Origin of the sequence: Pleomorphovibrio marinus, from assembly GCF_003347495.1 — a bacterium.
In the GTDB taxonomy this organism is placed as follows: domain Bacteria; phylum Bacteroidota; class Bacteroidia; order Cytophagales; family Cyclobacteriaceae; genus Pleomorphovibrio; species Pleomorphovibrio marinus.
This window is the reverse complement of the sequence record NZ_QCXY01000011.1, coordinates 123,202-146,240: the sequence shown is the minus strand read 5'-3', so window position 1 is coordinate 146,240 and position 23,039 is coordinate 123,202. Positions and strand designations below refer to the sequence as shown.

Annotated in this window: 16 protein-coding genes and 1 pseudogene; 5 read left to right on the top strand and 12 right to left on the bottom strand. The window is 45.1% G+C overall.

Going from position 1 to position 23,039, the window contains the following annotated elements:
- Positions 1 to 8: 8 nt before the first annotated feature.
- The 4 genes from tnpC to DB520_RS22000 all read right to left on the bottom strand — a co-directional run bounded on the left by tnpC (position 9) and on the right by DB520_RS22000 (position 2,812).
- Complete coding sequence (tnpC, locus tag DB520_RS22015; RefSeq protein WP_114751950.1) at positions 9 to 1,334, bottom strand: IS66 family transposase; 1,326 nt, start codon at positions 1,332 to 1,334, stop codon at positions 9 to 11.
- Positions 1,335 to 1,409: 75 nt separating this feature from the next.
- A complete protein-coding gene (gene tnpB / locus DB520_RS22010; RefSeq protein ID WP_114751949.1) occupies positions 1,410 to 1,757 on the bottom strand; it encodes an IS66 family insertion sequence element accessory protein TnpB in 348 nt (115 codons plus the stop codon).
- Positions 1,758 to 1,760: 3 nt separating this feature from the next.
- The gene (gene tnpA / locus DB520_RS22005; RefSeq protein ID WP_114751948.1) at positions 1,761 to 2,060 is read right to left on the bottom strand and encodes an IS66 family insertion sequence element accessory protein TnpA; all 300 of its coding nucleotides are present in this window, start codon (positions 2,058 to 2,060) and stop codon (positions 1,761 to 1,763) included.
- Between the two features lie 422 nt (positions 2,061 to 2,482).
- The gene (locus DB520_RS22000) at positions 2,483 to 2,812 is read right to left on the bottom strand and encodes a hypothetical protein (protein ID WP_114751947.1); all 330 of its coding nucleotides are present in this window, start codon (positions 2,810 to 2,812) and stop codon (positions 2,483 to 2,485) included.
- Positions 2,813 to 3,294: 482 nt separating this feature from the next.
- Here DB520_RS22000 and DB520_RS27570 point away from each other — a divergent pair.
- Positions 3,295 to 4,188, top strand: a pseudogene (locus DB520_RS27570) (IS1595 family transposase).
- Positions 4,189 to 4,362: 174 nt separating this feature from the next.
- Here DB520_RS27570 and DB520_RS21990 read toward each other — a convergent pair.
- The 3 genes from DB520_RS21990 to DB520_RS21980 form a co-directional block, all read right to left on the bottom strand.
- A complete protein-coding gene (locus DB520_RS21990; protein WP_114751946.1) occupies positions 4,363 to 5,334 on the bottom strand; it encodes a hypothetical protein in 972 nt (323 codons plus the stop codon).
- A 451-nt stretch (positions 5,335 to 5,785) separates the two neighbouring features.
- The gene (locus DB520_RS21985; protein ID WP_114751945.1) at positions 5,786 to 6,355 is read right to left on the bottom strand and encodes a hypothetical protein; all 570 of its coding nucleotides are present in this window, start codon (positions 6,353 to 6,355) and stop codon (positions 5,786 to 5,788) included.
- A gap of 773 nt (positions 6,356 to 7,128) precedes the next feature.
- Positions 7,129 to 7,440: a hypothetical protein gene (locus tag DB520_RS21980; protein WP_114751944.1), complete on the bottom strand. Its 312-nt coding sequence runs from the start codon at positions 7,438 to 7,440 to the stop codon at positions 7,129 to 7,131.
- A gap of 351 nt (positions 7,441 to 7,791) precedes the next feature.
- Here DB520_RS21980 and DB520_RS26825 point away from each other — a divergent pair, with 351 nt between their 5' ends.
- From DB520_RS26825 to DB520_RS27320, 3 genes are all read left to right on the top strand, one after another.
- The gene (locus DB520_RS26825; RefSeq protein ID WP_157972202.1) at positions 7,792 to 8,019 is read left to right on the top strand and encodes a hypothetical protein; all 228 of its coding nucleotides are present in this window, start codon (positions 7,792 to 7,794) and stop codon (positions 8,017 to 8,019) included.
- 1,267 nt (positions 8,020 to 9,286) lie between these two features.
- A complete protein-coding gene (locus DB520_RS21975; protein ID WP_198675416.1) occupies positions 9,287 to 9,976 on the top strand; it encodes a helix-turn-helix domain-containing protein in 690 nt (229 codons plus the stop codon).
- 245 nt (positions 9,977 to 10,221) lie between these two features.
- Complete coding sequence (locus tag DB520_RS27320; RefSeq protein ID WP_157972201.1) at positions 10,222 to 10,428, top strand: hypothetical protein; 207 nt, start codon at positions 10,222 to 10,224, stop codon at positions 10,426 to 10,428.
- Positions 10,429 to 10,759: 331 nt separating this feature from the next.
- Here the strand turns inward: DB520_RS27320 and DB520_RS21965 are convergent, their stop codons facing one another.
- The 3 genes from DB520_RS21965 to DB520_RS21950 all read right to left on the bottom strand — a co-directional run bounded on the left by DB520_RS21965 (position 10,760) and on the right by DB520_RS21950 (position 13,121).
- Positions 10,760 to 11,299, bottom strand: coding sequence for a hypothetical protein (locus tag DB520_RS21965; RefSeq protein WP_157972200.1), 540 nt, complete (start codon positions 11,297 to 11,299; stop codon positions 10,760 to 10,762).
- A gap of 447 nt (positions 11,300 to 11,746) precedes the next feature.
- The gene (locus DB520_RS21955) at positions 11,747 to 12,052 is read right to left on the bottom strand and encodes a hypothetical protein (protein ID WP_114751940.1); all 306 of its coding nucleotides are present in this window, start codon (positions 12,050 to 12,052) and stop codon (positions 11,747 to 11,749) included.
- Between the two features lie 292 nt (positions 12,053 to 12,344).
- Positions 12,345 to 13,121 carry a phage tail protein gene (locus tag DB520_RS21950; RefSeq protein WP_114751939.1) on the bottom strand — a complete coding sequence of 259 codons (777 nt, stop codon included), beginning with the start codon at positions 13,119 to 13,121 and terminating at the stop codon, positions 12,345 to 12,347.
- Positions 13,122 to 13,451: 330 nt separating this feature from the next.
- Between DB520_RS21950 and DB520_RS21945 the strand changes: the two genes are divergently transcribed.
- Positions 13,452 to 14,708: an IS701 family transposase gene (locus tag DB520_RS21945; RefSeq protein ID WP_114751938.1), complete on the top strand. Its 1,257-nt coding sequence runs from the start codon at positions 13,452 to 13,454 to the stop codon at positions 14,706 to 14,708.
- 39 nt (positions 14,709 to 14,747) lie between these two features.
- Here DB520_RS21945 and DB520_RS21940 read toward each other — a convergent pair whose 3' ends face one another.
- Together DB520_RS21940 and DB520_RS21935 are read right to left on the bottom strand one after the other, a co-directional pair.
- Positions 14,748 to 17,276: a hypothetical protein gene (locus tag DB520_RS21940; RefSeq protein WP_198675415.1), complete on the bottom strand. Its 2,529-nt coding sequence runs from the start codon at positions 17,274 to 17,276 to the stop codon at positions 14,748 to 14,750.
- A gap of 343 nt (positions 17,277 to 17,619) precedes the next feature.
- Positions 17,620 to 23,037 (bottom strand): hypothetical protein, encoded by a 5,418-nt coding sequence (locus tag DB520_RS21935; RefSeq protein ID WP_114751936.1) that lies wholly within the window; start codon positions 23,035 to 23,037, stop codon positions 17,620 to 17,622.
- Between the last annotated feature and the right edge of the window lie 2 nt (positions 23,038 to 23,039).

The following is a 23,039-nucleotide window of genomic DNA, read 5'->3' as shown; positions in this document are numbered from 1 at the left end:
ATCTTTTACTATGCATAACCAACAGCCAGGGGCCTCACTGCATTTTCAACTAAATTATTGTCTATTTCCATTTGCCCATGGATCACATACGCACTCAGCCCCGCCCACCGTTTATGTGCGTAGGCTATGGCTTTCCCCATGGGGCTTTCCGGCCTGTAGCTGTATTGGTTTTCCTCCAGCCATTGGCCCAGGCCGGTCAGGACCGGGTCGGCATACTTCTTTCTTGCCTCTGTCCTTTCTTCCCAGCCCATGTTCTCCGACCTCATCTTTTCTTCGAGCAGGTATAGTTTCTGCATTTCATCCAGCACGTGGTTGGCCTGTTTTTCATCGTCCTTGACAGCATCGACAAAGTATCTTCTGGCATGGGCCATACAAAAAGTCAGATGAATGTCGGGATGGTTCCCATAGAGGGTGTCATAGACCTTATAGCCGTCCGTCTGGATGATGCCTTTAAAACCCGCAAGCATTTCCACGGGCCCGGACCGGTCCCGGCCTTTCCTGTAGTCGAAGAGCACAAGCCTGTCCACCGGGGCATGGTACAGCCACATGTATCCCTGGTGGATCCCTTTTTTGTGATCCCTGTCCAGGACCTTTATCGGCGTTTCGTCAACCTGGAGGTACTCCTGGAGGGTGACTATCACCCGGAGGAGCTTCCAGAGCGGCCTGAGCTGGTACCAGCCCCCCATGATCCAGTCCGAGGCGCTTGAGGCGGGGATGCGTACCCCCATTTTGCCGTACTTGTCGATCTGCCTGTGCAGCGGCATGCCGTAGACATACTTGTCGACGGTCATTTGGGCGATTACGGACTCGGAGGGGATGCCCTTTTCGATCACCCTGTCGGGAAGGGTCCCGATAAGTATGCCTTCGCCGTTCGGCCTGGCATACTTCGGACGGATATAACGCCTCACATAGAATGATGCGGGCACAACTTCCAGTACTTCGGTGACTTCCTCCCCAATCCTCACGCACCCCTCGGTAGGTTCCGACGGTTCTATCACTGTTTCTTCCCTTCTGAGTTCTTTTGGAAGGCTCATACGCCCGGTGCCCTTGGCCCTCTTCTTGGGCGCGGGTTTTTGTTCTTTGCCCACAGACCCGGACAGCTCCTCCTGTACGGCCCTGGTGGTGCCCAGTTCGAAGAGCCCCATCTGGTTTTCGCCGACATGGCTGCCGCGTTTTTCGCTTTTGGACCCAAAAATATGCCTGCGGAGCTTGTCGAGTTCAAACCGCAGGTCTGAGATGGTGTCCTCCTTTTCGGACATGGTCAACAAGGACACCCGGTGGGCTTCGAGCTCTTGCTCGTATAGCTTCTTGTAGTCGGTTGCCGTGTTTTCCATGACATAAAAATACGCATAAAAAACGGGTTTAAAGTGGTTTTGAGGCACTTTTTTCCCTTGAATATGTCCTTTTTTTCAGGCCCTTTTTAAGGGGGTGTACCGCCTCCTGTAGCGCACCGATTCCAGCCTTACCCCCTGTAGGAGAAGGGTGAGCTGGGCGCTTGTGATGGCCGTCCCGGCAAGCAGGGGGCGCTCGAAAGTACCCCGCTCCAGCTTTTTTATGTACAGGGCAAAACCGTCCCCGTCCCATTGCAACAGCCGGACCTGGTTGGACCGCTTGCCTATGAAAATGAACACGTCGCCGTTCATCGGGTCGGTGCCGAGTTTGTTACGGACAAGCCCCGACAGGGAGTTGATCCCGAAGCGCATGTCGGTGGGGCTGCCGTAGAGAAAGTAGCGGCAGGAAGTGGATAGGGCCAGCATGGGTTACCCGAGCAGGGTTTTTAGGTATTCGGCGGAAACACCCTCGTAGAGCTCCAGGCTCACCCCCGAGGGGTAATGGATATGGGCCGTCACGCGCCCACGGCCAACGACTGGTCCCGGGTCCAGCTGTTGAAAACCGCTGCCGGCAGGGGGTGCTTCCCCTTCGGTGCTGAATTTTTTGGCCCAATAGTAAAAAGTGGTGCGGACCAAGCCAACTGAATCCGCAAAATCCGACTTGTTCCTGCCGGATGACAACCATTCCAGGTACAGGTTTCTCATTTCTTGTTCGCTCTGTCTTTTCATGGTGCAAGTCTAACCACAATTTGCCAGCCGTGGAAGATGGGGTTTATCGGATGGATACCGTTAACTGCATAATCTTAAAAGAGATTTCACGCAATATATTGTTTTAAATTAAATATAATTACTACTGTCGTCCGACTAATTTAAGAAATTAAAATAAAGCATCTTGATATCTTTTTAAGGGGTTTTTTTGTTAATTCCCAAAATGTACCTCTACCTTGAAAGCAAGAGTTTGGTCTGCAAGTTTTGAAGATCTTTTTTAAATATGCTTTTAAAATAAGGCTCGGGGTAAAGTAAAAACTTTTAAAAGCTGACATAGGAGCTGAGGTTTTAGGCAACCAACATTACCATAGTTGAAAAATCATCGCCCTCTTTTATCTGCTTGTGTAGGACTTTGAACGCTAGATTGAATCTCCAAACTCAGCCTAGGTTTCCGTTGCTATTCCCCCCATACAAGCCGTGTTTTTATGCTCATTCATTTCAACATAGAGAGCGATGGATTGTGAACCGCAAAATTTTAGGACCTGTAAAAGGGGCGTAAAATGCGTAAGGGGGAAATAGAGATTTATTTGGTTTATATGGTCTATGTTTGCATTGTTCCCAGGGCTAATCGACGAGCCAAATAGTATCTGCCCCACCTTTTTCGTTCCGCGGTAGCAATCGATATGTGCGTAGTCCTTGAAGTCGGTCCTGTCGTGACTTACGATACCGTACGTGATTCGATAGGTGTTAAATGGATTTTTAATGATATTCATAATATTTAGTTTAATTCATTATCTTATTTTAAACAAGGTAGACTTTAAACAATACTCATTCAATACCAAATTTTGGTATATTTGGTTAAAAATGGAGAATTAATAAAATGAAATGTTGGCAAGTTGGGAGGGGATAGGTTATAAAATTTTTTAAGGATATTGCTTTACTCGTATCAGCTATTCCACACTCTCCAAGGCCAACCCCCCAAATGTGATATTTATTAAAATCAACCTAATCAAACAACCTCCAAATTCACTTGGTGTCTTAACTCGGTTTTTAGTTCTATTTTAAGATAAATCCTCGAAATTATTTAAGTAAAGTCCAGTGATCCAAATTTTTAGGAATAAATTAGGACTCTGATTTACAAGTGTATTTAAATTTAAAGAAAATAATTGAATAATATTGAGATTAAATAATCCTCTTAATAAGGTGCTTTTTTAATAAACAAAATAGGGCTATATTACAATTAAATGACGATTTTATGGAAAAGAGGTATAGGAGTTTGTCAATATTTGAGTTTCAGGAGCGGTTTCCTGACGATAGGTCATGTTATGAATATTTGGCAAATATCAAGTGGAAGGTTGGATTTAGTTGTAGAAAGTGTGATCATACCCACTATTGCAAAGGAGTAAAAGAATTTGACAGGGAATGTACTAAATGTGGTCGGCTAGAGTCTCCAAAGGCTGGCACCCTTTTTCATAATTGCAAATTCTCTCTTCGCAAGGCATTTTATATTGTTTATTATGTTTCTACTGACAAGAATGGCGTCAGTAGCGGCGAATTGAGCCGTAGGCTTGAGCTTAGGCAAAAAACCTGCTGGCTTTTTAAGCGCAAAGTGATGAATGCGATGGAAAGCAGCCAAACTTTCCCATGACGGGAAAAGTAGAAGTGGACGAAACCTATGTTGGCGGTCAAGACGACCAAGCATTAGGAAGAAACGAGGGGAAAAGGGAATCATGGTAGTGGGTGGGCATAGAAAGGGGTGCAATAGGTGTTTCCTGCTGGTATGTAAGGGTGATAGAAACTGCCTCCAAGGTTATTTTGGGATGATTTATGAAGGATCGAATTAAAAGCGATACCGAACAAGACTGACTATTGGAATAAGTATAAGGGCATTGAAGCCCATTATCCCAGACTGTCTCATGAAAAATCGGGATAGAAGGGGGAGAACTTCAAGCAGACGCACCGAGTAATCATGATGTTGAAAGCATGGCTTAGGGGTACCCACCATCATTCGGTCCTGAACCTGCAGCACTACATCAACGAGTACACCAACAGGTTCAACCGTCACAAAATGGGCGAAGGGATCTTCGAGAATTTAATCCAGAGAATGGTGATAAAGCCACCGTATCCATACAAGAAGTTTACTTATTAAGTGCCTTATTAAAAAAAGCTATATTTGGTCAGATTTTCCCGGGCTATTTAAAAGTTTTATTTATTAAACATTTAAAACCTGGCCAAATCCCTCAAAGAACTTCACCGATTTCGTGATTAAGCATTTTCGTTGTTTGGGCAACTCCCGCAATGACAGCTAAATTGTTGGCAACAGTTATTTCTTTCCCTGCAATGACCCTTGTGCCCTACCTAAAAACCCAATCCACCCCTTTTCTTGTCTTAGCCTAATCTTATCATATATTTCCTTCATAACCTGTCCACCACCAATAAAATTTCCTACAAATGGAATTAGTCCCACCAAGAACATAGCTGTACTCTTAAACATCCCACTGGTGTCGAAATGTTCTGAAACTATATTAGATGTAACTTTTTCAAATTCCATTGATAGCTCTCCCACTCTTTTATCAACATCTTGTATATCATCCAATGTCACATTTTGTATTTTTTTCCTGTACTTTTTTAATAGGTTATCTCCTCTAAGATTTAATATTTCAGGATGCCAAGGACCATCAATTGTCTGAAAAGATGAAATGGAAGACGTCAAAAGCTGTTCACTGACATTTAATTTGAGCTGAGCTTGATCTATTTCTTGACTCCAAATAAAATTTGCAGAATTCTCAACTAAATCCATATCAAAACTTGTCGCTATATATCTGTCTACGAGCAGATTTAAATATTTTCCAGGTGTAGGGAAAAGTGAAAGTTCACCAAAATTAAAACTTCTTGTATGATTGTCGCAGCGCCATCTTAATCCGATGGTGTTTCTAATAACTTCTCTCCAATTTGTCCAAGAAAAATCACCGAACGGATTTGGATTCATTCCCATTGAAAAGTCCACGGGAAGTCCTTCTGACATCAATTCCCTATCAACAAAATGAACGAAATCTAGTTTTTCCATATTATTGGGACATAGATTTTTCGACAGAAACCAAATCTCGTCATAAAGTAAAAAATAGCTCAATGGGCTTTCCAAAACTGGGGCGGGTTTGCCATGAACTTCTACTTTTTCATAAAGATATCCTACAGGACTTGATACACCTATCAAAAGTCTTTTATTTGTCCTTCCTATCATATTCACTAAATCATTATCAATGCTGTCTAAGGTTAGAATTAAGACTACGAGCATATCCAAAGCCGTTTTCCTGTCAGTCCTCTCGTAAAATGTTTAATTTAATAAATCCTTTTGAAAAAGAGTGAAAAGATAAAAGTCTATTCTTTTATCCTTTCACTCTTTTTCGTATTTCGAATTAATCGTCACCGGCATAAAACTACAATTAATAAGCATCCATACATTTTCCGCATTTTTTATTTCAAGATTATAAATTTCATTCATTTCTCAAAATTTAAGGATAGCAACAAAGGCTATTAATATAATTTTTCAATGCGCATTCACCAGGGAAGCAGTCGTTCTATTGAAGAGCCAAATTATTGGTGATGAAATAGGCGGAACAATGGAAGGAAAAGCCACTGACGCTGATGCGAAATAAAAAAAGCGGTTTGTAATTCATATGATGCACTTTTTTAGGCCTTTTGGGTCTTGGTAGTTTTCTTCCCGGCCTTACAATTTCCCTTGTGTTTTACACCAATTCATCAAAAGCATCCAAAGATTCCTGAAACTTCCGTTTAAGGAACATGGGTATGGACATGTCCATCACCGTGGCTAGTGCATTTGTTCTGTTGATCTTTTGTTGGAATTTTCTATCTTTTTCCGCTTTATATTCAGCCAGTACCTTTTCTTCGATCGGATACGCGTAAACCGCGCACATGCTCATCATGAATACTTTTGCATGGAAGTCCTGCTTAATGGCAATTGCGGTTTTTCCAGAGAAAGCTTCCAATTCCATCCTGCTCTTGAGAAGCTTGTAAGCCTCCTCCTCATTCCAGCGGTAATGGTAGAGTCTGCCGAACTCTTTCACTACAGTTTTGAACTTGGGAAGCATAAGTCTATTACCGTCCATTGCCAACACTCGCATCCCGTACCAGATGTAGTAGGAGGCCTCCCCGTAAAATCCGTTAACGGCAACTTCATTATGTCTTCTGAATGCCCCTGGGTTAAGTTTAGCCCTTGCCTGGCTCAAGGGAGATTTTGTGACTTCCCTATTTGAAATCACTGTTGGAAAGTGCTTTATAGAACCTGTCCCGATCACGTTGCAAAGCAGTCTTGAATGACATGATAAAAAATATAACTGCCTGATAATCGGATCTCTGTTTCTGGAAAACACCCCCTTATGGTCGTCTTTTGTACGGCTAATAAATGCTTCTGCGACAAGCTCATGGTCAATATGTTTGGTTATGTTTAGTCTATAATCTTTGTTCTGGCTCGTAGTTAAGTTACCCCTTATATACCCCTACAATATATGAAATTTAATCGTTACTTTCTTAACTAAACGACATTGATATAATATTTCTAAAAAGAACTTAGTTTAATGCTTTTAATAAAAGACTAAAAAAAATAAAGTAAAAACATGAAATAGACTAATTAATGTCTTTTTTAGACTTCTTTTTTTGCACTTAAATTACTATCTTAAACAAGCTGAAAGACAGTGCTTTGCACAACATGTTTTTTTGATATTTTTGACTCCTAAAAATGAATTTGTTTGTGGTCAAATATGAATATAAATAATCGGATTTGCAATATTTTCTTGATACCAATCATAACCCATTTTGATGCTATTTTTTAGAACCCAGGTACCAATTTCTTTTTATTCAACTCCCCAAGAATAATCCATTTCACGCCGACCTCCCCCTTGTTATCTTATTGGGCAGGTTAAACTTTTGAAAGGTTTTGGGGTGGTAATTCACTTTACCTACTCGACTATGTGCTGGATGATCGTCCGGTTCAAATCTTTTTGAAAATGAGTGTAGTGTGTAAGGATAAAAGCAATTCTTCTATCCTTACACTTATTTTCACATTTCGAAATTATTCGCCACACGCATACAAGCACAATTGATAAGCATTCATAGCTGCATTTCTACATTTTTTCCGTTTTTTACTTCTAGGATGTAAATTGCATGCATTTCGCGCAATATCGTAAGCAGTTTTACACGCAGTTCTGCACGGATTTTTTACATGTTTAGCTTCCAATTTTGCAACAAATGCATCAATTTGGTCTTCTTCTAATTCGTCAATAGAAGGATCACCGACAATTGTATCGGATTTCTCAATAAGACCTGCTTTAACAAGGTCATCTTTAATCTCACCTTGCTCTTCAGGAGTAATTTCACTCCACATTTTTTGATTTACTTTAATTTTTTTGCCATTGTAATGGGTTTTGACTTTCCTACTCGTAAGGCTTTTCGGTGACGCCCCGTTTTTTTAATGGTTTCAGGACTCCATTTAAATTCGATTATTTGTCTAGTCACTACTGGTAATCAGCCTTTTTTAACCATTGTCTTTTTTAAACTTGCTTATAATTGAACCACACTGGGGTTTCACCTCTACGTTCCCAACCCGTTCGTACGGAATGCGTGAAAGTCTCCTTTCACTTGTTTAATAGTTTAAATCATGATAGAAAAAGTAATCAACCGTAAGAACCTCCACAAAGCCTACCGACAGGTGATGCAGAACTAGGGTTCTGCAGTGGTGGACGGCATAAAGGTCACAGAAAGGCGTTCCCATCTGGAAAGCCACAGGGACATTATCGCCACATCTATTCTGAACCACACGTTTACCGAAACCTATCAAGGGAGTGGAAATTCCAAAGAGCAACAGAAAGTCCAGAATACTGGGGATTCCCTCAGAATAGATAGGTGGCTTCAACTGTCGGTAAACCAAGTGCTGATGACCAAATACGAACTTACGTTCGAGTAACTTAGCTACGGCTTACGACCAGAAAAGAAAATCCATATGGGGGTAACGCCAGTATTGAGAAACAACAATGATGGCTAATATGATATATTTTCCAGGGCCAAATCATCCTAATCATCTACTAAATTCCTCCTTTTCATTAACCTAATAACCTACAGCTTCGCCCTCTCACCCCCATAATGGAAACTACCATATAGACAACCAAAGTAGCTATTATACCAAAGCCAATCAATACCCAAGCTTTGGTATATTTTGTGAAAAAGGAAGTGATAATGATTGGAAAACGGAGGTAAGGTTAGGTGGAACAATAAAAAGTATATATCCATATTTTCATCAAAGCGTCAACCAAACGATACCTTCTTAAACACCTTCGGCGTCTGCACAGGCATCCAATTAAAATTTTGGTGGCGGCCCAGGCTGGTCCAACCTTCTGCTTTCCAGCACTACCACCAGTCCTGGTAGTAGTGACCACCCCAATCATTTTCAAATACTAAAATGCTGAATTCAAGTAAAGCATCAAACCCAGAAATATGACAATCACTCTTAAAATGGGACCCCCTTAAACCTTTGTACATTTGTTTTTAGTTAAGGTGGGAGCATTTAGCGACGATTTAGGGACTTTCCATTCTCAAACTCTCAACCCGGAAAACATTATTTACATGGCGTACCTATCGCATTGGGGTATTTGATTTAGTCTTTTACCAATTAAGAAGGGTTACTGAGGAAGGGTCCTTTTAATTATGAACGACGTTTTTGGTCCCATTAAAAGAATTTAATTTAGACCAACTACCACTTTCGGATATCAAATAGTAGCTTAAGCTTTTTAGGGGAGAAAACCGTTTTGAGTTGTAAATTCAAAAACGTTTTTGAATAATATTGGGAAAAAATAATCTTTTTACAAATAATTAATTTATTTTTTATCCAAAGACTATTATTTGATCTGTATTTTCTTGCATCTTAACTCTAATATTTTATATTTGAAATCATAAAATTATTTATTGATCATTGATAGGTGAACAAGATTATTTTCCCAATATGGAATGCTTGTTTCTTGTGGGCCTGATCAAGTTATTTAACCTAAACCAACTGGTTCCACGCAACTTTAGTGGATTTTATGACCTATTCTTTGAAAGGTGCAAACTGATTGTTTTAACCCTACTATTCGTTTGAACCTGTTCTGATGTTTTCAAAGGATACGATGATGTTTAAGTAATCCTCCCTATAGGGGTGGGGAGGAAGAACTGTGTCATGTATAAACCCATTTTCAACTATGGAAATTTTGGCTTCCATGTTAACCCAACAGCAACAGCAACTGATCAAGTACGATCGATTGATTACCAAAAGTGACAAATCCCTGGAGGAGGTGGGAGGGAAATGTGGGGATATTTTGCAGCATAGCGACGAGGATTTTCGCTGCCTTTACCTCAATCCCGAAGGAAGGGACTGGTTTGGACTGAATGCGCAAAAAATGAAAGACCTGAAAAACGGCAATCTGGATGCCTTTTATCATCCCGATACCCTGGCCTACGAACTCCCAAAAATAAGGAGCTTTTATAAGAGCGATCGGGGGGACAAAATCTATTCAAACTACCAGCAGTTGTACCACCCCCGGGAGCAATGCTATACCATTTGCCTGGTACTTACCAAAAAGTTCCGGATAGGATACCTTTCCTTTATTTTTCCCTTGGATAAGGAGCTGGATATATCTGCTAAAATCAAAAGGGTAATCTCGGAGGAACTGTTTAAAAGGGACCATCAGCTACTTTTTGATTCCCTCACGAGGAGGGAAATGGAAGTGCTGAAGCTCTTGGCGGAGGGGGTGAACAACCCCTGCATTGCGGAAAAACTCTTTATCAGTCGGCGCACCGTGGAGGAGCACCGAAAGAACATTAACAAAAAACTGGAAATCCGCAGCCTCAGGGATATCCTGGAATATGCATATGCGTTTGACTTGGTGTAGGTTATTGATGGATTCCTCTATTGAGTGATGGGATATCCTTAGGAAATTAAAGGAATAGATTGTGGTTCTATTTAATTTTATTCAGTTTTTGTGATGGAAGGATCCAACAGCTGCGTAGGTGCGAACGATGTACTAACCATGGTTATTAACCCATGGATTTGGTACGTGCATCACCAACGGGATAGTGCCGTAGGTACGGACGATATGAACGGAGCTTTTATAAGGATCGGAAAAATCGATGGAAAATGAAACTCACTTACGGGTTTTTGCCCTTGCACCGGCCAGTGCTGCGAGTTGAGTGTGGTGCTGTATATCGGCAGTCTCTTGGGGACTTTTTATGCCACCCTACCTTTATATGCAGACAGGACTATTTGGGGCTTGGGTACGACGGTGGTGTTCATGTTGCTCCTAGTCCTTCACACATCGAATGGAGTATGCCGTGGTGTGAATAGAAGGGAATCCATGAAAACTGAGTTGGTTGAATACGATTCCAAATCCATTTTTGACTTCCTTTAGTGCAGGGAAAAATGGATCAGGTTCATGTTTCAGACTGGATTTTTATTTGTTGTTCCGATTTGATCCATAGGGTAATTTCAAATTACCCCTATTTACCTGTATCCTTTTCCATTATTGTGGGATAGTTTGGCGGGGAACTGGGCAACGTAGTCCAATGGGTCGCCTATTTTAAAGGTGTCCCCGTATTTAGTCTTCATTGCCTGGAGGAGTTGTTCACGGATTATAATGTTGATATTACACCATTACAATGAGTAGGGTGGAAGCCTTTTATTCTTCGAGCCGTTTTCTGAAAACAGCAGTATCCTTACCCTTTTCTTCCGCTAAATTTGGAATTGGCCCAGACCATACAAAATAGTCGACTCCGGGTTCCATATAGTCTTCCCAATTTTCCGGCGGGCATCTTGGAATACCCATGGAAAAGGTCAGTCCCCTGTCCACACCGAATAACATGTTGTCGTTCAAAAGATCCTCGAGCAATTCCACTACCTCCCATTTCATGTAGTTGGCGGTATAATCCGGGGTTTCGTCTTCGGGGCAATTCAGGTGTCCATGATTGACATATTGCACTACATAGGTGATGAACTCTATGTCCTGGTACAATTTCAAATAGCCCACTTTTTCATGTTTGGCTGGAAATAGGGCTATATAGTCCCAGGGTTCCCCCACGATAAACTGGCCGGGATATTTTTCATGAAGGATCTCCAGTACCTGTTCGCGAATTTTAGTATATGCTTCTGGTGCTAGGTACATGGTGTGGGTATTGATGATATAAAATGAATATGCTTGCTTAGGATTGATTCTCTTCAAGACCCAATTTGCTATTCAATAAATATCGCATTGTCAAGGTAATTTTTCTTTATGATCCAGGCAATACCAAAGATTTGGTATTTTCTACCACCCTCCTTATAGCAGGAGGGGGGCTAGTCAGTCCAATAATGTGGTTTTTTCTTCTTATTGAGGTTAATTGGTGCCTGGAATTAAGGCGAATGGGTATTGAGAAAAATAGAATTTAATTAACTTGGAATTGGGAAGCAGTTTCGTGAAACCAAACAAGCAATAGGAGGAAGGATAGTAATTCACATATACCTCCTCCTGTTTTAGGAGGGGGAAAAGGGGGGTGGTTGGACAGATTAAATTTAGGAAACAAGCACTTTTTCTATCGCCACAGCACAAATCAATAATAAGTCAGAATATCATTGTTAAATGGCAATTAAGGGAAATCAAAAATGTATGGATTATCCTTGCTTGCCTTTTTTACACTGGCTTCCAAAAACAAGTGACCACAAATTCAGATAAGTCCTCTTTATTTTTTAGGTGGGTAACATTATCCTTATCGGCTTCATCTTCCTTAATCAGTCGGTAAATACTATTGGATTGATAAAATGACAGGTTCATGTTATTGTTTGCTTCAAGTTGCAATAAATCAGCGAACCAAGAAGGAAACGGTGGGGGATGATAAGGTGTAAAGTGGGTATATTCGGTTTCGCCAGTTTCCATGGGCAAGCCCTGCGAAGTGAACCCAAATCCCTCCTTAATGGTAATAGCATGGTTGGCACCCATTTCAACATCGAGGCCGGGTATGATGCCTTTTCCGTATAGTCTATTAAGGTTGAGCCTGTGACGCTGCTCGAGGAAGTGGTCCAGCTGGTCGATACTGGCTTCTGATAATGCATTTTCTGGAATAATTAGAGGTTAGGTGTACTGACCTTTCATTTTTCCGAATTAATTTTTGGTTGATTTAAAAATTTGTTGGCTCAACCCGGGATCCCAAACCAAAAAACCGCATTGCTCCTCTTAGGTTAATGGTTTATTGAGTAAATGCGATTTATAGCTAAAAAAAAATGAATAATACTCAATTAAATGATGTGATTTGGGATCTGCTCTCCGGCATCCGAAAGCAAACATTTACATTAATTGAACAACTTCTTATATATGGCTCGTAGTCTTTTAATAGATTGTATTTTATTTTAATAATCCAAAATACATATGCATTTTTAGGTCTGGTTTCACTTCCTCCAGTTTCTTCAAATATTGCGGGTTCACTCATTATTTCACCTAGTTGTGCGCCACCGGCCCAGTTCGATATTACACCCCTTGATGCATCTGATTTATGACCATGAGATTTAAATATATCATCTTGAAAACTACCTACATTATCACCTTCGTTGCCACCGATATACTTGGCTGATCTACTCCTTGTATCAGGGTCATTATTACTTTCCATATCAACACCACGTAGAAACTGACCTCTCAAATCTGGTATGTTAAATGTATTCATACTGTTACCAGAACCCCAATTGATCTCTATCGACTCATACAGTTCATTATATTCCTTTCTATCTAACTCTTTCCCGTCACATACGTGCCATTTTTTTGAATTTTTCAAAGTTTCCAAACTTCCCCCAAAAGCGATTATTGACCCTACTGGCAAATTGATTGCATCGATTTGAGAAATAATCTCATCATTTGTTCTTATAGACTCATGAAGTTTATCGGATTCTATCTTGTTATTTTCTATTCGTGAAATTAATTCAGAAACTCCCTTAGAGTTAAGGATTGTAACGAAGGTATAGAATGAAATCCCAAGAATAGCTAATATTGCGCCAATGAAGCCACCTATAAATTTCAACGAATTTGTTTACCTAATAAAAAAGTATTCTTCTTCTATGATCTTTTCTATTTCCTTTTTTTCCATTATTTATTACTACTTTACGGAGTTAAAAATTACTTGGCTGGGAGTCCCAAAATTGCTATATTCGGGTAAATATAAAGAATCTTAAACCATGACCGATTGAATTAAGCCCATGCTTTTTCAATCGGATAAAAAAAATTTGATTTTAGGTTAAATATCTGTAAATCAACTGATAAGCTCCAAAACTTTGTCAATTCCTGCCAATCCTGTTTTATCTGTCACCGGCACGACAACACCCCAACTGCTTTTGAATACACCCTGGGACTTATGACCTGTGAAAAAAACACGGCAAACATGGAGCGGATGGAAGAAGAGATAGATTCAGCCGAGTACAGGAGGTACCAGCATTTCCTCACCCTTTCCAAATGGGACCATCAGGCAGTGATCCATAAGGTCCAGGCACAGGCCTTGGAAGCCCTGGCGGCGCAAAAGAAGATAAACAAACTTCCTGTGGGCCTGCTCATCGACGAGTCCTCGCACGTCAAGAAGGGCAATGAGTCGGTAGGCGTGTCCCGGCAGTATGCGGGGTCAGTGGGCAAGGTCGACAACTGCCAGGTGGGTGTATATGCCAGCCTGAATAACGATACCTCCGCCACCCTAATCCACGAAAAGCTCTTTTTGCCGGAGAGCTGGACAGAAGACACCCGTAGATGTGACAGGGCCGGAATTCCAATGGACCGGCGTGAATTCAGGACAAAGCCCGAACTGTCCCTGGAAATGATAGACGAATGTGTGGGAAACGGTGTTTGCTTTGACTGGATCAGGGGCGACGGCCTGTACGGCCACAGCGGGGAACTGACCAGGGGCCTGGATGAAAGGGGGCTGTTTTATGTCCTTGACGTGCACAGGGATGAAATGGTCTATCTGGAGGAGCCCCCGATAGCAGTTCCGGAGCCCGTAAGCAACAGGGGACGGAAGCTCACAAACCCGAAAACGGACAGGATCCCCTTCCGGCTGGACACCTATTGCGGCTGCCTTTTGGACCAGCACTGGAAAAAGGCAAAGATCAGAAAAACGGCCAAGGGATGGCTCAGGCTTATGGTACACACCTGCCGGGTATGGTCCTGGGACGGCCGGGAGGACAGGGCCAGGGAAAGGACGCTTGTAATTACTAAAACGACCGGTAAAAAACCCAAAATCAAGTACAGTTTCAGCAACGGTGGGGTGGATGAATACGGGGCAAAGGATTACGGGTATTTTCAGGCACAGAGATACTGGGTGGAAAGGACTTTCGACGACAGCAAGAACGAGCTTGGGCTTTCCGATTACCAGGTGAGGAAGTGGAGTGGCTGGCACCACCACCATTCACTTGTCTTTATGGCCACCCTCTTTATGATGACCGAAAGGATCGCCAACGGGATAAACTGCCCCCTGTTGAGTGTCAGGGACCTGAGGATCCTGATGATCGTGCTGCTGTTCGGAACTCCCGAAGATTATGAGAAAAGACTGGAGCAGATGGAAATCAGGCATAAAAACAGAAAGGCGGACATCGATAGGCATTACCAAAACGATAAAAAAACTTAAGTTAGTAAAGTAGTATTATTAATTCTAAAGATCTTATTTTTAAAGTCGTCTCCATAGGATTGGAGAGAGCTCCGACCGTCGGCCGTCGTCGGCCCATAGCCAAGCTGCAAACCCAACCCATTCGTTTTGCCACTCTTCAAGATCAACACTAGGTGTCTCTTGATCCTCACCTCGTGGGACAAGGATATTAGCTACGGGTCCAAGTGCCGTCGCCGCCTCGATAAGGCGTGGGTGGGCTACAGTGAAGATCTCAACCTTGCCCGGAACACTTCCTTCGGCAGTGAACTTGGCAATCCTATTCTCCAGATTAATTCTCAGTAAAGGTGGGGGTAGCAATTCCAGACCTCTTGGCCGGATAACTGCGAAGGCATCTTCTCTTTCCGGCCAATCTGCCTTCTGGCCAGTAGCGCCGATGAACTCGATTACAGCCACGCACCAGTCCTGACTACCTGACTTCATCACCACATCCGCATGATCAATTGGCGCAGGCAGGGCCAGCTCTGTTGGCATAAAGGCATACGGTGTTCTGCTTGCAATCCTTTTTAGAGCAGTGGCGCGAGCTGCGGGTGAGAGTGCCAAATGTGCAGTTCGATCAGTGGATGAAAGGCTTAAGATTCGTGTTTCCGAGGCTACCAGAAGACGTGAGGCTTGTACGTCGGCCGGTACCGCCCACCTGCATCGCCATCGGACTTCACCTTTTGCATCTGGCCAACTCGACCACTCCGGTTCATCGGGCTGGGTAGGAGCGGCCACCTTGATCTCATCAATACGGATGCCATGTCCGGGGGGCGATGGTGCTGAGAAGTTTCCCGCCCTGTCCTTTGCGGTGCAGACCACTGTAACTTCACGTCGGCGATTTCGGTAAACAGTAGGCAGATCTAAATTTTCAGTCAATATCGTATCCTCGGTATATCCTTCATTGGGAGATGGTTGCCAGGCAATAGCCTTCTGGCCATCCGGTCGCCTAAGTACTTCAGCTGGTAAATGATAACCGGCTTTCCACAATAGGTTGAAGCCAACGACATCAGCTGCCGCCTCCGCCGCACCTTTGCTCCACAGAAAGCTCACGCTACTGCCGGTAAAAATGCGGCCTTCCGGAGTCTCCGTCTGGCCCAACGTGACTTCTGGCGTGCCCGGGGATGGTGGCGGCACGAGGTCCCTCACGTTGATTGATGCGTTGATTACTGCACTAGCCCGGCCAAAGACGTCAATATTAACAGCACCGTACTGTGTTATACCATAACTTGGGAGGCTCCCGTCGTAGACACTTACTTTGCCTTCTTCTGAGGGAAGTGCTGCCAATAGCAGACCACTTTCTCCATCCAGTGGCATAAGGTCTAATTCTACCTCCCCGGATGAGTTTGGCTTGGTACGCCAAACAAGTGGCCGGGTCTCGGTGGCCGTACTGCTTACTGTCAACTCTACCCGGGCTTGGACCGGCGACTGGGACGCGTCGGGAATTGAACGCAAATTTAGCATTGGATGCGGAATAGGATCGGGATTCCCTGCCTTTATGTTAATAGCATAGCTGACAAGACGCTGAAATAGCAGCGGATTTAGTCTCGTTAGTTCCATCCAAGAATCGGAACCTAGACCATGAGCAATGTGGTGCTTGCGAATCTGCTGGAGGTTTTGTTGAGTTCGCGCGGCTTCAGTATAGGCTCCATATCGGTGCCAGATGGTCGAAATGACCCCATCAACAGCATAGTCCCGACTTATCCCGTCCTTGCCTTCTTCATCGAAATAACCTAGGCCCAGTATAGCGGCGATATGAGGTTGAAAGCTTGACGCCTGGATCAGACCATAGAATGGGATTTTAAGTTTGCTATCGGGGTGCTCCCCATCAAAGTCAGTATCGACGAGATCATCTACGGTAATTGTGCCTGGTGGGCGCGGACCCGTTTCATTAATTTCGCACTTATATGCGAGCTTCATCATTTCCGCCCATTCCTCAGCCTGTCGGGATAAATTTTCTTCAAATTGATTGTGGTTCGTGATATTCGAGCCGAGCCCACCTGTCCCTGGTTCGGCAACTCGTCTTATTGGACGCATGTTTTTTAATCGAGCACGTGCGAGTTCTATAGGGTCTGCTGGAGCTAACACATCATCAGTATTTGCTGCAGTAAGGGGTCCTATATAATCAAGGACTTTCCAATCTTCAAGTCCATCGAAGAAATTAGCGGTAGTATAAAGAGCACCGATAGCTATGATGTCATCCGATGCCTGAAATGTAACCAGATCAATTTCACCATGTTCCAAAAAGATCGCCCGGGGGCTATTGGTATTCCGTGGGTCAAGACGGGGAAGTGAACTGAAACGACGACTCATTTCGGCTACTTCAACTTGGACTCCATTGCTCGTTGCGAAACCCTTTAGCCGGACCATGCTACTTGATCTTTCTTCTTGGGCGTTTACCAAAACAGCGAAGCGTACCCACGGCTGGAAAACCGGCTCGGTACGATCATTACGCTGTTCGTAGACGAAGCGAATGGGATTAGATGGCGAGGAGCAATATAGGTGATGTTCTGCTGTCAGAAAAGCGTTCTCAGCACGTAGCGGGTTTTTCACCACGTGTACACCGGTGACGGAGGTCGCGATCTCACCCCGTGTGAAATAGCCTTCTTCATATTCTGTTTTCGGCCATGGCCAATTGGATGTTGGTCGTGAACGGACACGGAAGCCAGCATGAGGGAACCCGAGGTCAGAAGTCAAATGCCAGCGAAGGTGACTTCCTGCGGGAAGTGCCGGATCGGCTCCCTCGGAGAGGCATAATGTTGAAAGTGATAGGAGAGATCGATCTGCAAGTATCATTTGATTAACTGTTGAATTTGAAGGATTAGAATATCGATTAGCCAGCACCAGATTACAGAGTAGAAAGGTAAGTTTCGTCGGAAGCCGTAGACAAAAATATTTATGCTCTCGCCCCCTCGGTTAGATCGGAGAATGAGGGTACTTCCAATCCGATCTCGTAGGTATTAGGTTCCTTTTTGATCCGAAGGTGGAGCGGGCCAGGAGAGACAACTGATTCTGGTATTATGAGTGCGCGGCTGCCAAGCACATTCCTCACGACAGTATGCAGTACAACGTTCCTTGAACCTGCTAACTCCAATGTCACACCTGGCCCTAGAAAAGGTTCAGGACCATCTAGCATCAAACCTGCAACTCCATCCTGGCGCACCCAGAGGAGTAATAAGGGGTCATCCGGGGAAATCGACGGTGGCTCTCCAAATGTTATCGTGAGCAAATCGTCAAGCAACATGTCATCCACCATGATCTTAGGAACAGATGCGCCTAGGCGACTTTTTACATTTATAAGTACCTCTGCTGATAAGCCACCACGTGGTAATCTTCTAACTTGATGGGCTCTCACATGGGTTTCCAGGCTCGACCAGCGTGAGGCGATAAAACGCCAACGATACAGGAGCTTGTCCACTCTTTCTCCACTAAAATCCTCAGCTACAAGCTCCGCAAGGTATCCCCCCGGTTTGAGCAGCGTATCGAAGTAATATGTAAGTTTCAGATAAATGGGAGCCTCCCCATCAAGACATTCCCATTTATCCATGGCTTCTGAGATGATGTCTTGCAACTCCGATATCCCCTCTTTTTTTTCCGCAAGCAACTCCTCCGCTCTGATCTCGGGGGTGTTTCCCGACTCATGGGTGAGCCTGAGCGACACTGCTCGTTTGTGGGCGGAAATACGACCCACCACAACGGCGTCACCTACATGAACCTTGATTTTGTTCCCCCGGTAGTGGAAAGCCTGAGAATCAGGTAGAGTCTTGATATTCCAATTCTGTTCTAAGTCCTCTCCCCATGACGGACCGGGAAAGTAAGCAGCTAGGGGCTGCTTGATGTCGGCTTCCGTCTTGAAATTAACGATCTTACTATGACGTTGGATTGGCTCTGGTTCTCCGATCACCAGATCCCCATTGTCAGTCTGCTTTACTTTATAGCTATCAACAACTACCTCAAGTTTGTAATCTGTGTCTGGTTTGAGCAGCCCCTCTGTACCTCCGGAAGCCCAGTCTTCAGCCCGTGAGCCGAGGTCCGAAATTAGTCGGAATGACGCTTCCTGTCGACGATCTATGGCCGCCTCCCTAGTTTCGTGCTCGGCATAGTATGACGCACCAAGAAATGCAGCACCAAAACGACCTATCAACCCGGGATTGATTGCTTGGGTCTGTACCGTGTGGGCGCGTAGGACAGTCGCATCAGGCCCGAGGGTGACACGATGAAGCTCCAAGATCTCATCTTCTGAAACATATAAAGTCCCATCTTGATGGGGTACGGTGCCCACGTTCACCTCATTTAAATGATCAACGAGAACGAACTCCACGCCGCGGCGTACAACAAAGTAGGCGAATCGACTCCATCCTCCGCCTGGAACCGTGATCTCGAGGCATCCGCAAGGAGGTTCGTAAGAAATGTCGATTCCACCAGCGTTCAAATCAACCAAACGACCAAAAACCATGGCGGGCACCGTGATGATGAAATGCTGCGAAGCCAGCACCTCTGTAAGCGGGAAACTCAATGAATTTTGGCGATAAAATACTCCAGGGGATAGGAAGGTATACGCGGCGAAAAAACTTGATGATCTTGATTGTGGACCAGAGTATGAAATTGCGCCATTTGGACCAGGAACCAGCGAGCGGCGATCTAGCACTGTACTTTTCCCTGGAACTAACCACTGATTGGTACCCAAGTCATCTGGACTAGGAATTGCAAAGACTATCTCGTAATCCTTTGGGTTCGGGCTTTTTTCGCAGGGTTGCCAGCTTTCAAAAATACTCCCGAGAACTTCTGCTCCAGTGCCAATGCGTCGTTCCTCAATCGGATCCAGGGGAGTAAGAAGCCTCAGTGAGGTACGTAGAGCCTGACCTCCCGGTGCATCGTTTGCGCTATACTCAGTTGTTCCGTCAACTCCCCGGTAACTCCACCCCCCGTGGATTTCGATTTCAATCTCTTCAAAGCCTTCCTGAATCTCAAATAGACTAACTTTAGTCAAAACGTGCCGCCAACCTATACGCTCGGTGTCACCATTCTTGTTGGTCCCAGTAGTGGCGACTTCCCACACCTTATCTGCCATGTCGTCTGATTGGGTGCTGACCATCCCGATTACTGGATGTTCATTCCCTATAGGTGCGCGGAAGGCGATCAAGATGCCTGCATCTACAGGTACCCCATCTACTTTTTGTTCGCCCTGTTCTTCTAATACCACCCCATCAAAGCTTTCTCCATTGGCCAACACCGCTGTGCCATTAGTACGGGGGAAGAGTGAAATATTTTGAATCGGGTTTTCTGCTTTTGGCCAGTCTGCTTGTTTTTCGATGGAGAATGATCCAGAGAATTTAAAGTCAGGCAATGGCCAGGGCAGGCCCACACGGAAATTGGCTGTGCCGCTTAATTCAAAAGGTTTTGGAGCCACAACAAACAACTTGGTTTCAATACCCAGGTTGACACTCACGCAAATTACCCGAGCCACGAGCTGCCCACTTGCGTAAATCTGGCCTACCATCAGAGGTGGAATGGAGAGGCTGGCCCCAAGGTCGAAGCCCGCCTGCACACTCAGTCGTAACTCGGCGAGTCTGGAGCCAAAGCCAGCTGATAATCCTCCTGCCCCACCATAGGCCATGGCGAAGGGTTCGAGCCGGCGTCCTTGGTTGGGGAAGTTGTCGATTCCCCGCGTGGTCACCATCACATAGGTGGTGATGTCGAAAAGCCCCAGCGCTCGGCCGGAAACCCGTTCATTTTCCGGCGAGAATCGTCCTACAGCCAATTCCATATCTAGTGCTCTGGAAAGAGATGCTTCGATCCGAGCAGGTATGTTCAATTCTAATAGGGGCGAAGTATTCGGGCCGATCTTAATCTCTGCTACGAGTTCGGCACTTAGACGATCACGCAGAAAATCGAGGGCTACTGCTGCAGCGAAAGGTGCTTCCACATTTCCTCCATTCTCCCCTTTCGGTAATTCAGGAGGTGGGGAGAAAAGATTACCTTTTCCCGTGATCATCACCACAGGTCCAGGTAATAACAAGAAAAGCCCAGCCGCCACGTTCCATGCCCGTCCAGCGTCGGGCAGCGAGCCAATCGCAACGGAGGCTCCAAAACCCCAGCTATGGCCTTGGGGGACCCATTTTTTTGCATGCGTCGAAAACGCAAGACTATCATCGTTGGGACTAAGGAACCAGCCGGTGTAATCGCCATCTTGTGCATTTGGTACAGTGTTCTGCCCATAGGTTAATCCCAGACCGTACAATGCTGTCCCTGTGGAACCGATTGGGATTCCAGGATTGAAGCAAAGATCGCCTGTGAGCACCACCGCTTTCATCCCGTCAGAGCTGCGGGTTGCCGTCAATAATCCCAGGTCAAGGGCGAAAAGATAGTTTTCCTTCTTCATGTGGTCCAATGGCGCAACTGCTTTGCCACTGCCCACAAGGTATGCAGTAAGTGCAGCGCGTAAGGACTTGCTCCAATCCCCGACCTCGCCGTTAAGAAGAGGGAATTCCACGCCACTCTCTACAAGCGTTCCCGTAGCATAGAGAACCCCGGGAACCAACAATATAAACGGCTGGCCGTCCCGAGAGAGCTTGAGGCTGATTTCATTAGTATCCCGATCATAAACTATTGTGACCACATTTGGCAGCCCGCTTATGGAAATGTCTCCAGTACCTTCCATAGCCACGCCGAGCTCAATAAGAAGGGTGTTTTCATCACTTTTGCGCAGACCAATCCGGTCGATGGTGACGGCGCCACCGACCTCAACTTCTAGGGGAAGTGTAAGAATCAAGCCATCATCCAGGCTCCATGAACTTTTTGCCCTTAGTCCCGGTTCAGCCGCTTGATCATAGGATACCTCTATTTTGCCCAGTTTCACACTTAATGGCTGCGGCTCTCCACCCAACAATATTTCCAATTCCGCTGAAATAGAGATAGATCCCTCGAATTTGAAGGTTCCGGAATTTTTTCGGTATCCGCTTGCCTGGGCTGAGCGGATTTCGATATTTTTCCACCTGATCAGGCGCACATGGCTACCGGCACCGGCGGCCATCGCAGCAAGCAGAAGAGCTAAGTCGCTGTCGCCGAGTGACTCTGCCAAAACGGAAACTGCAGCAATAAGTTCAGAAGACGGGGATTTAAAGGAAACCAGGGGTTCACCGGGCGTTAGTGCTTCGGCCTCGAGGAGTAATCTCCAGCGATCCGAGTCAGAGGCAAAGGGATCAAGTTCGAGACGGGCAAGGAATTTTAGGTTTTCCACAGCTCCAAGTTCCCGGAAAGCCATGATCCCCCCCCCCTCGATCCCTGACGGGTACCAGGCGCGGTCAAAGGTAATGGACACCCGATTCAGAACCAGCATCTCATTCTCTGGTGTTATTCGGGACCAGGCGATGTCACCGGTGAGACCACGGCCGTCTATTGCAAAGTAACTGGCGGTAATACGATGGCCTGCTCCAGCAGCATCACCGACGGGACCTCCCGGAAAGACGCTATCGAGGTTCCAGAGAGTAATCTCGGAAGCAAAGACACCGCGCCAGCTTTCATCGAAGCCCCGGTCGGCTCCAAGAGATGCGATCTCGGAAGGCAGATTGCCATCCCCTGTTTTGATGCTGAGCCCTTTGAGTTCGAGTGCCAGGCCAGTGCCTTTGATCATCAGGGGTGGCAGTGTCAGCGGGCCGCCGCCCTCGATTGTAACATCTATTCCCGCAGCGCTGACCTGGAGCATGGCTTCACCCAATTTGATGCTTATCGGACCCGCTTCCGGATCAGACTCTACCCCGGTAATGTTGTTGTTTGCATCAAGGATGTGTCGCCCTTGTTCAATCCATGATTCAGGAAGAACAAGGAAAGCCGGCAACGGACCTAACGTCACACGGACTGGATCATCGCCAAAAAGGAACATACGCATGTCACCAAGTAAATCGAGATCAAGATCGGAAAAAGTGGACACTCCATCAACAGCATTAGGTAGCCATTCGGCAGCCGCTGCAACGTCGAGGTCAACGAAGTCATTAGGCTTTGCAAATCCTGCTTTAATACAAAGTGCGGCAAGTAGCACCGCTACGGGAGCAGCGGGCAGGTCAATAGCAAAGGGTACTTCGAGACCATAGTCGCTTTCCATTCCGAAGCGAATCCCTAATCCGCCGACCAAGAACTCGGTCGAGGAGTTTAAGGCGACTGTACCAGCGATGCGTACCTGACTTGGTGTCGCGTCTGTGAAAATCCACTCTTCGTAAACCTCAGTGAGTCTTAGCGATTCACCTGAAAAGAGGCGGTTAAGGAGTCCGTCGGCGATTCCGCGCCAATGTAATGCATGGATTGCTGAGGTTCTCATCG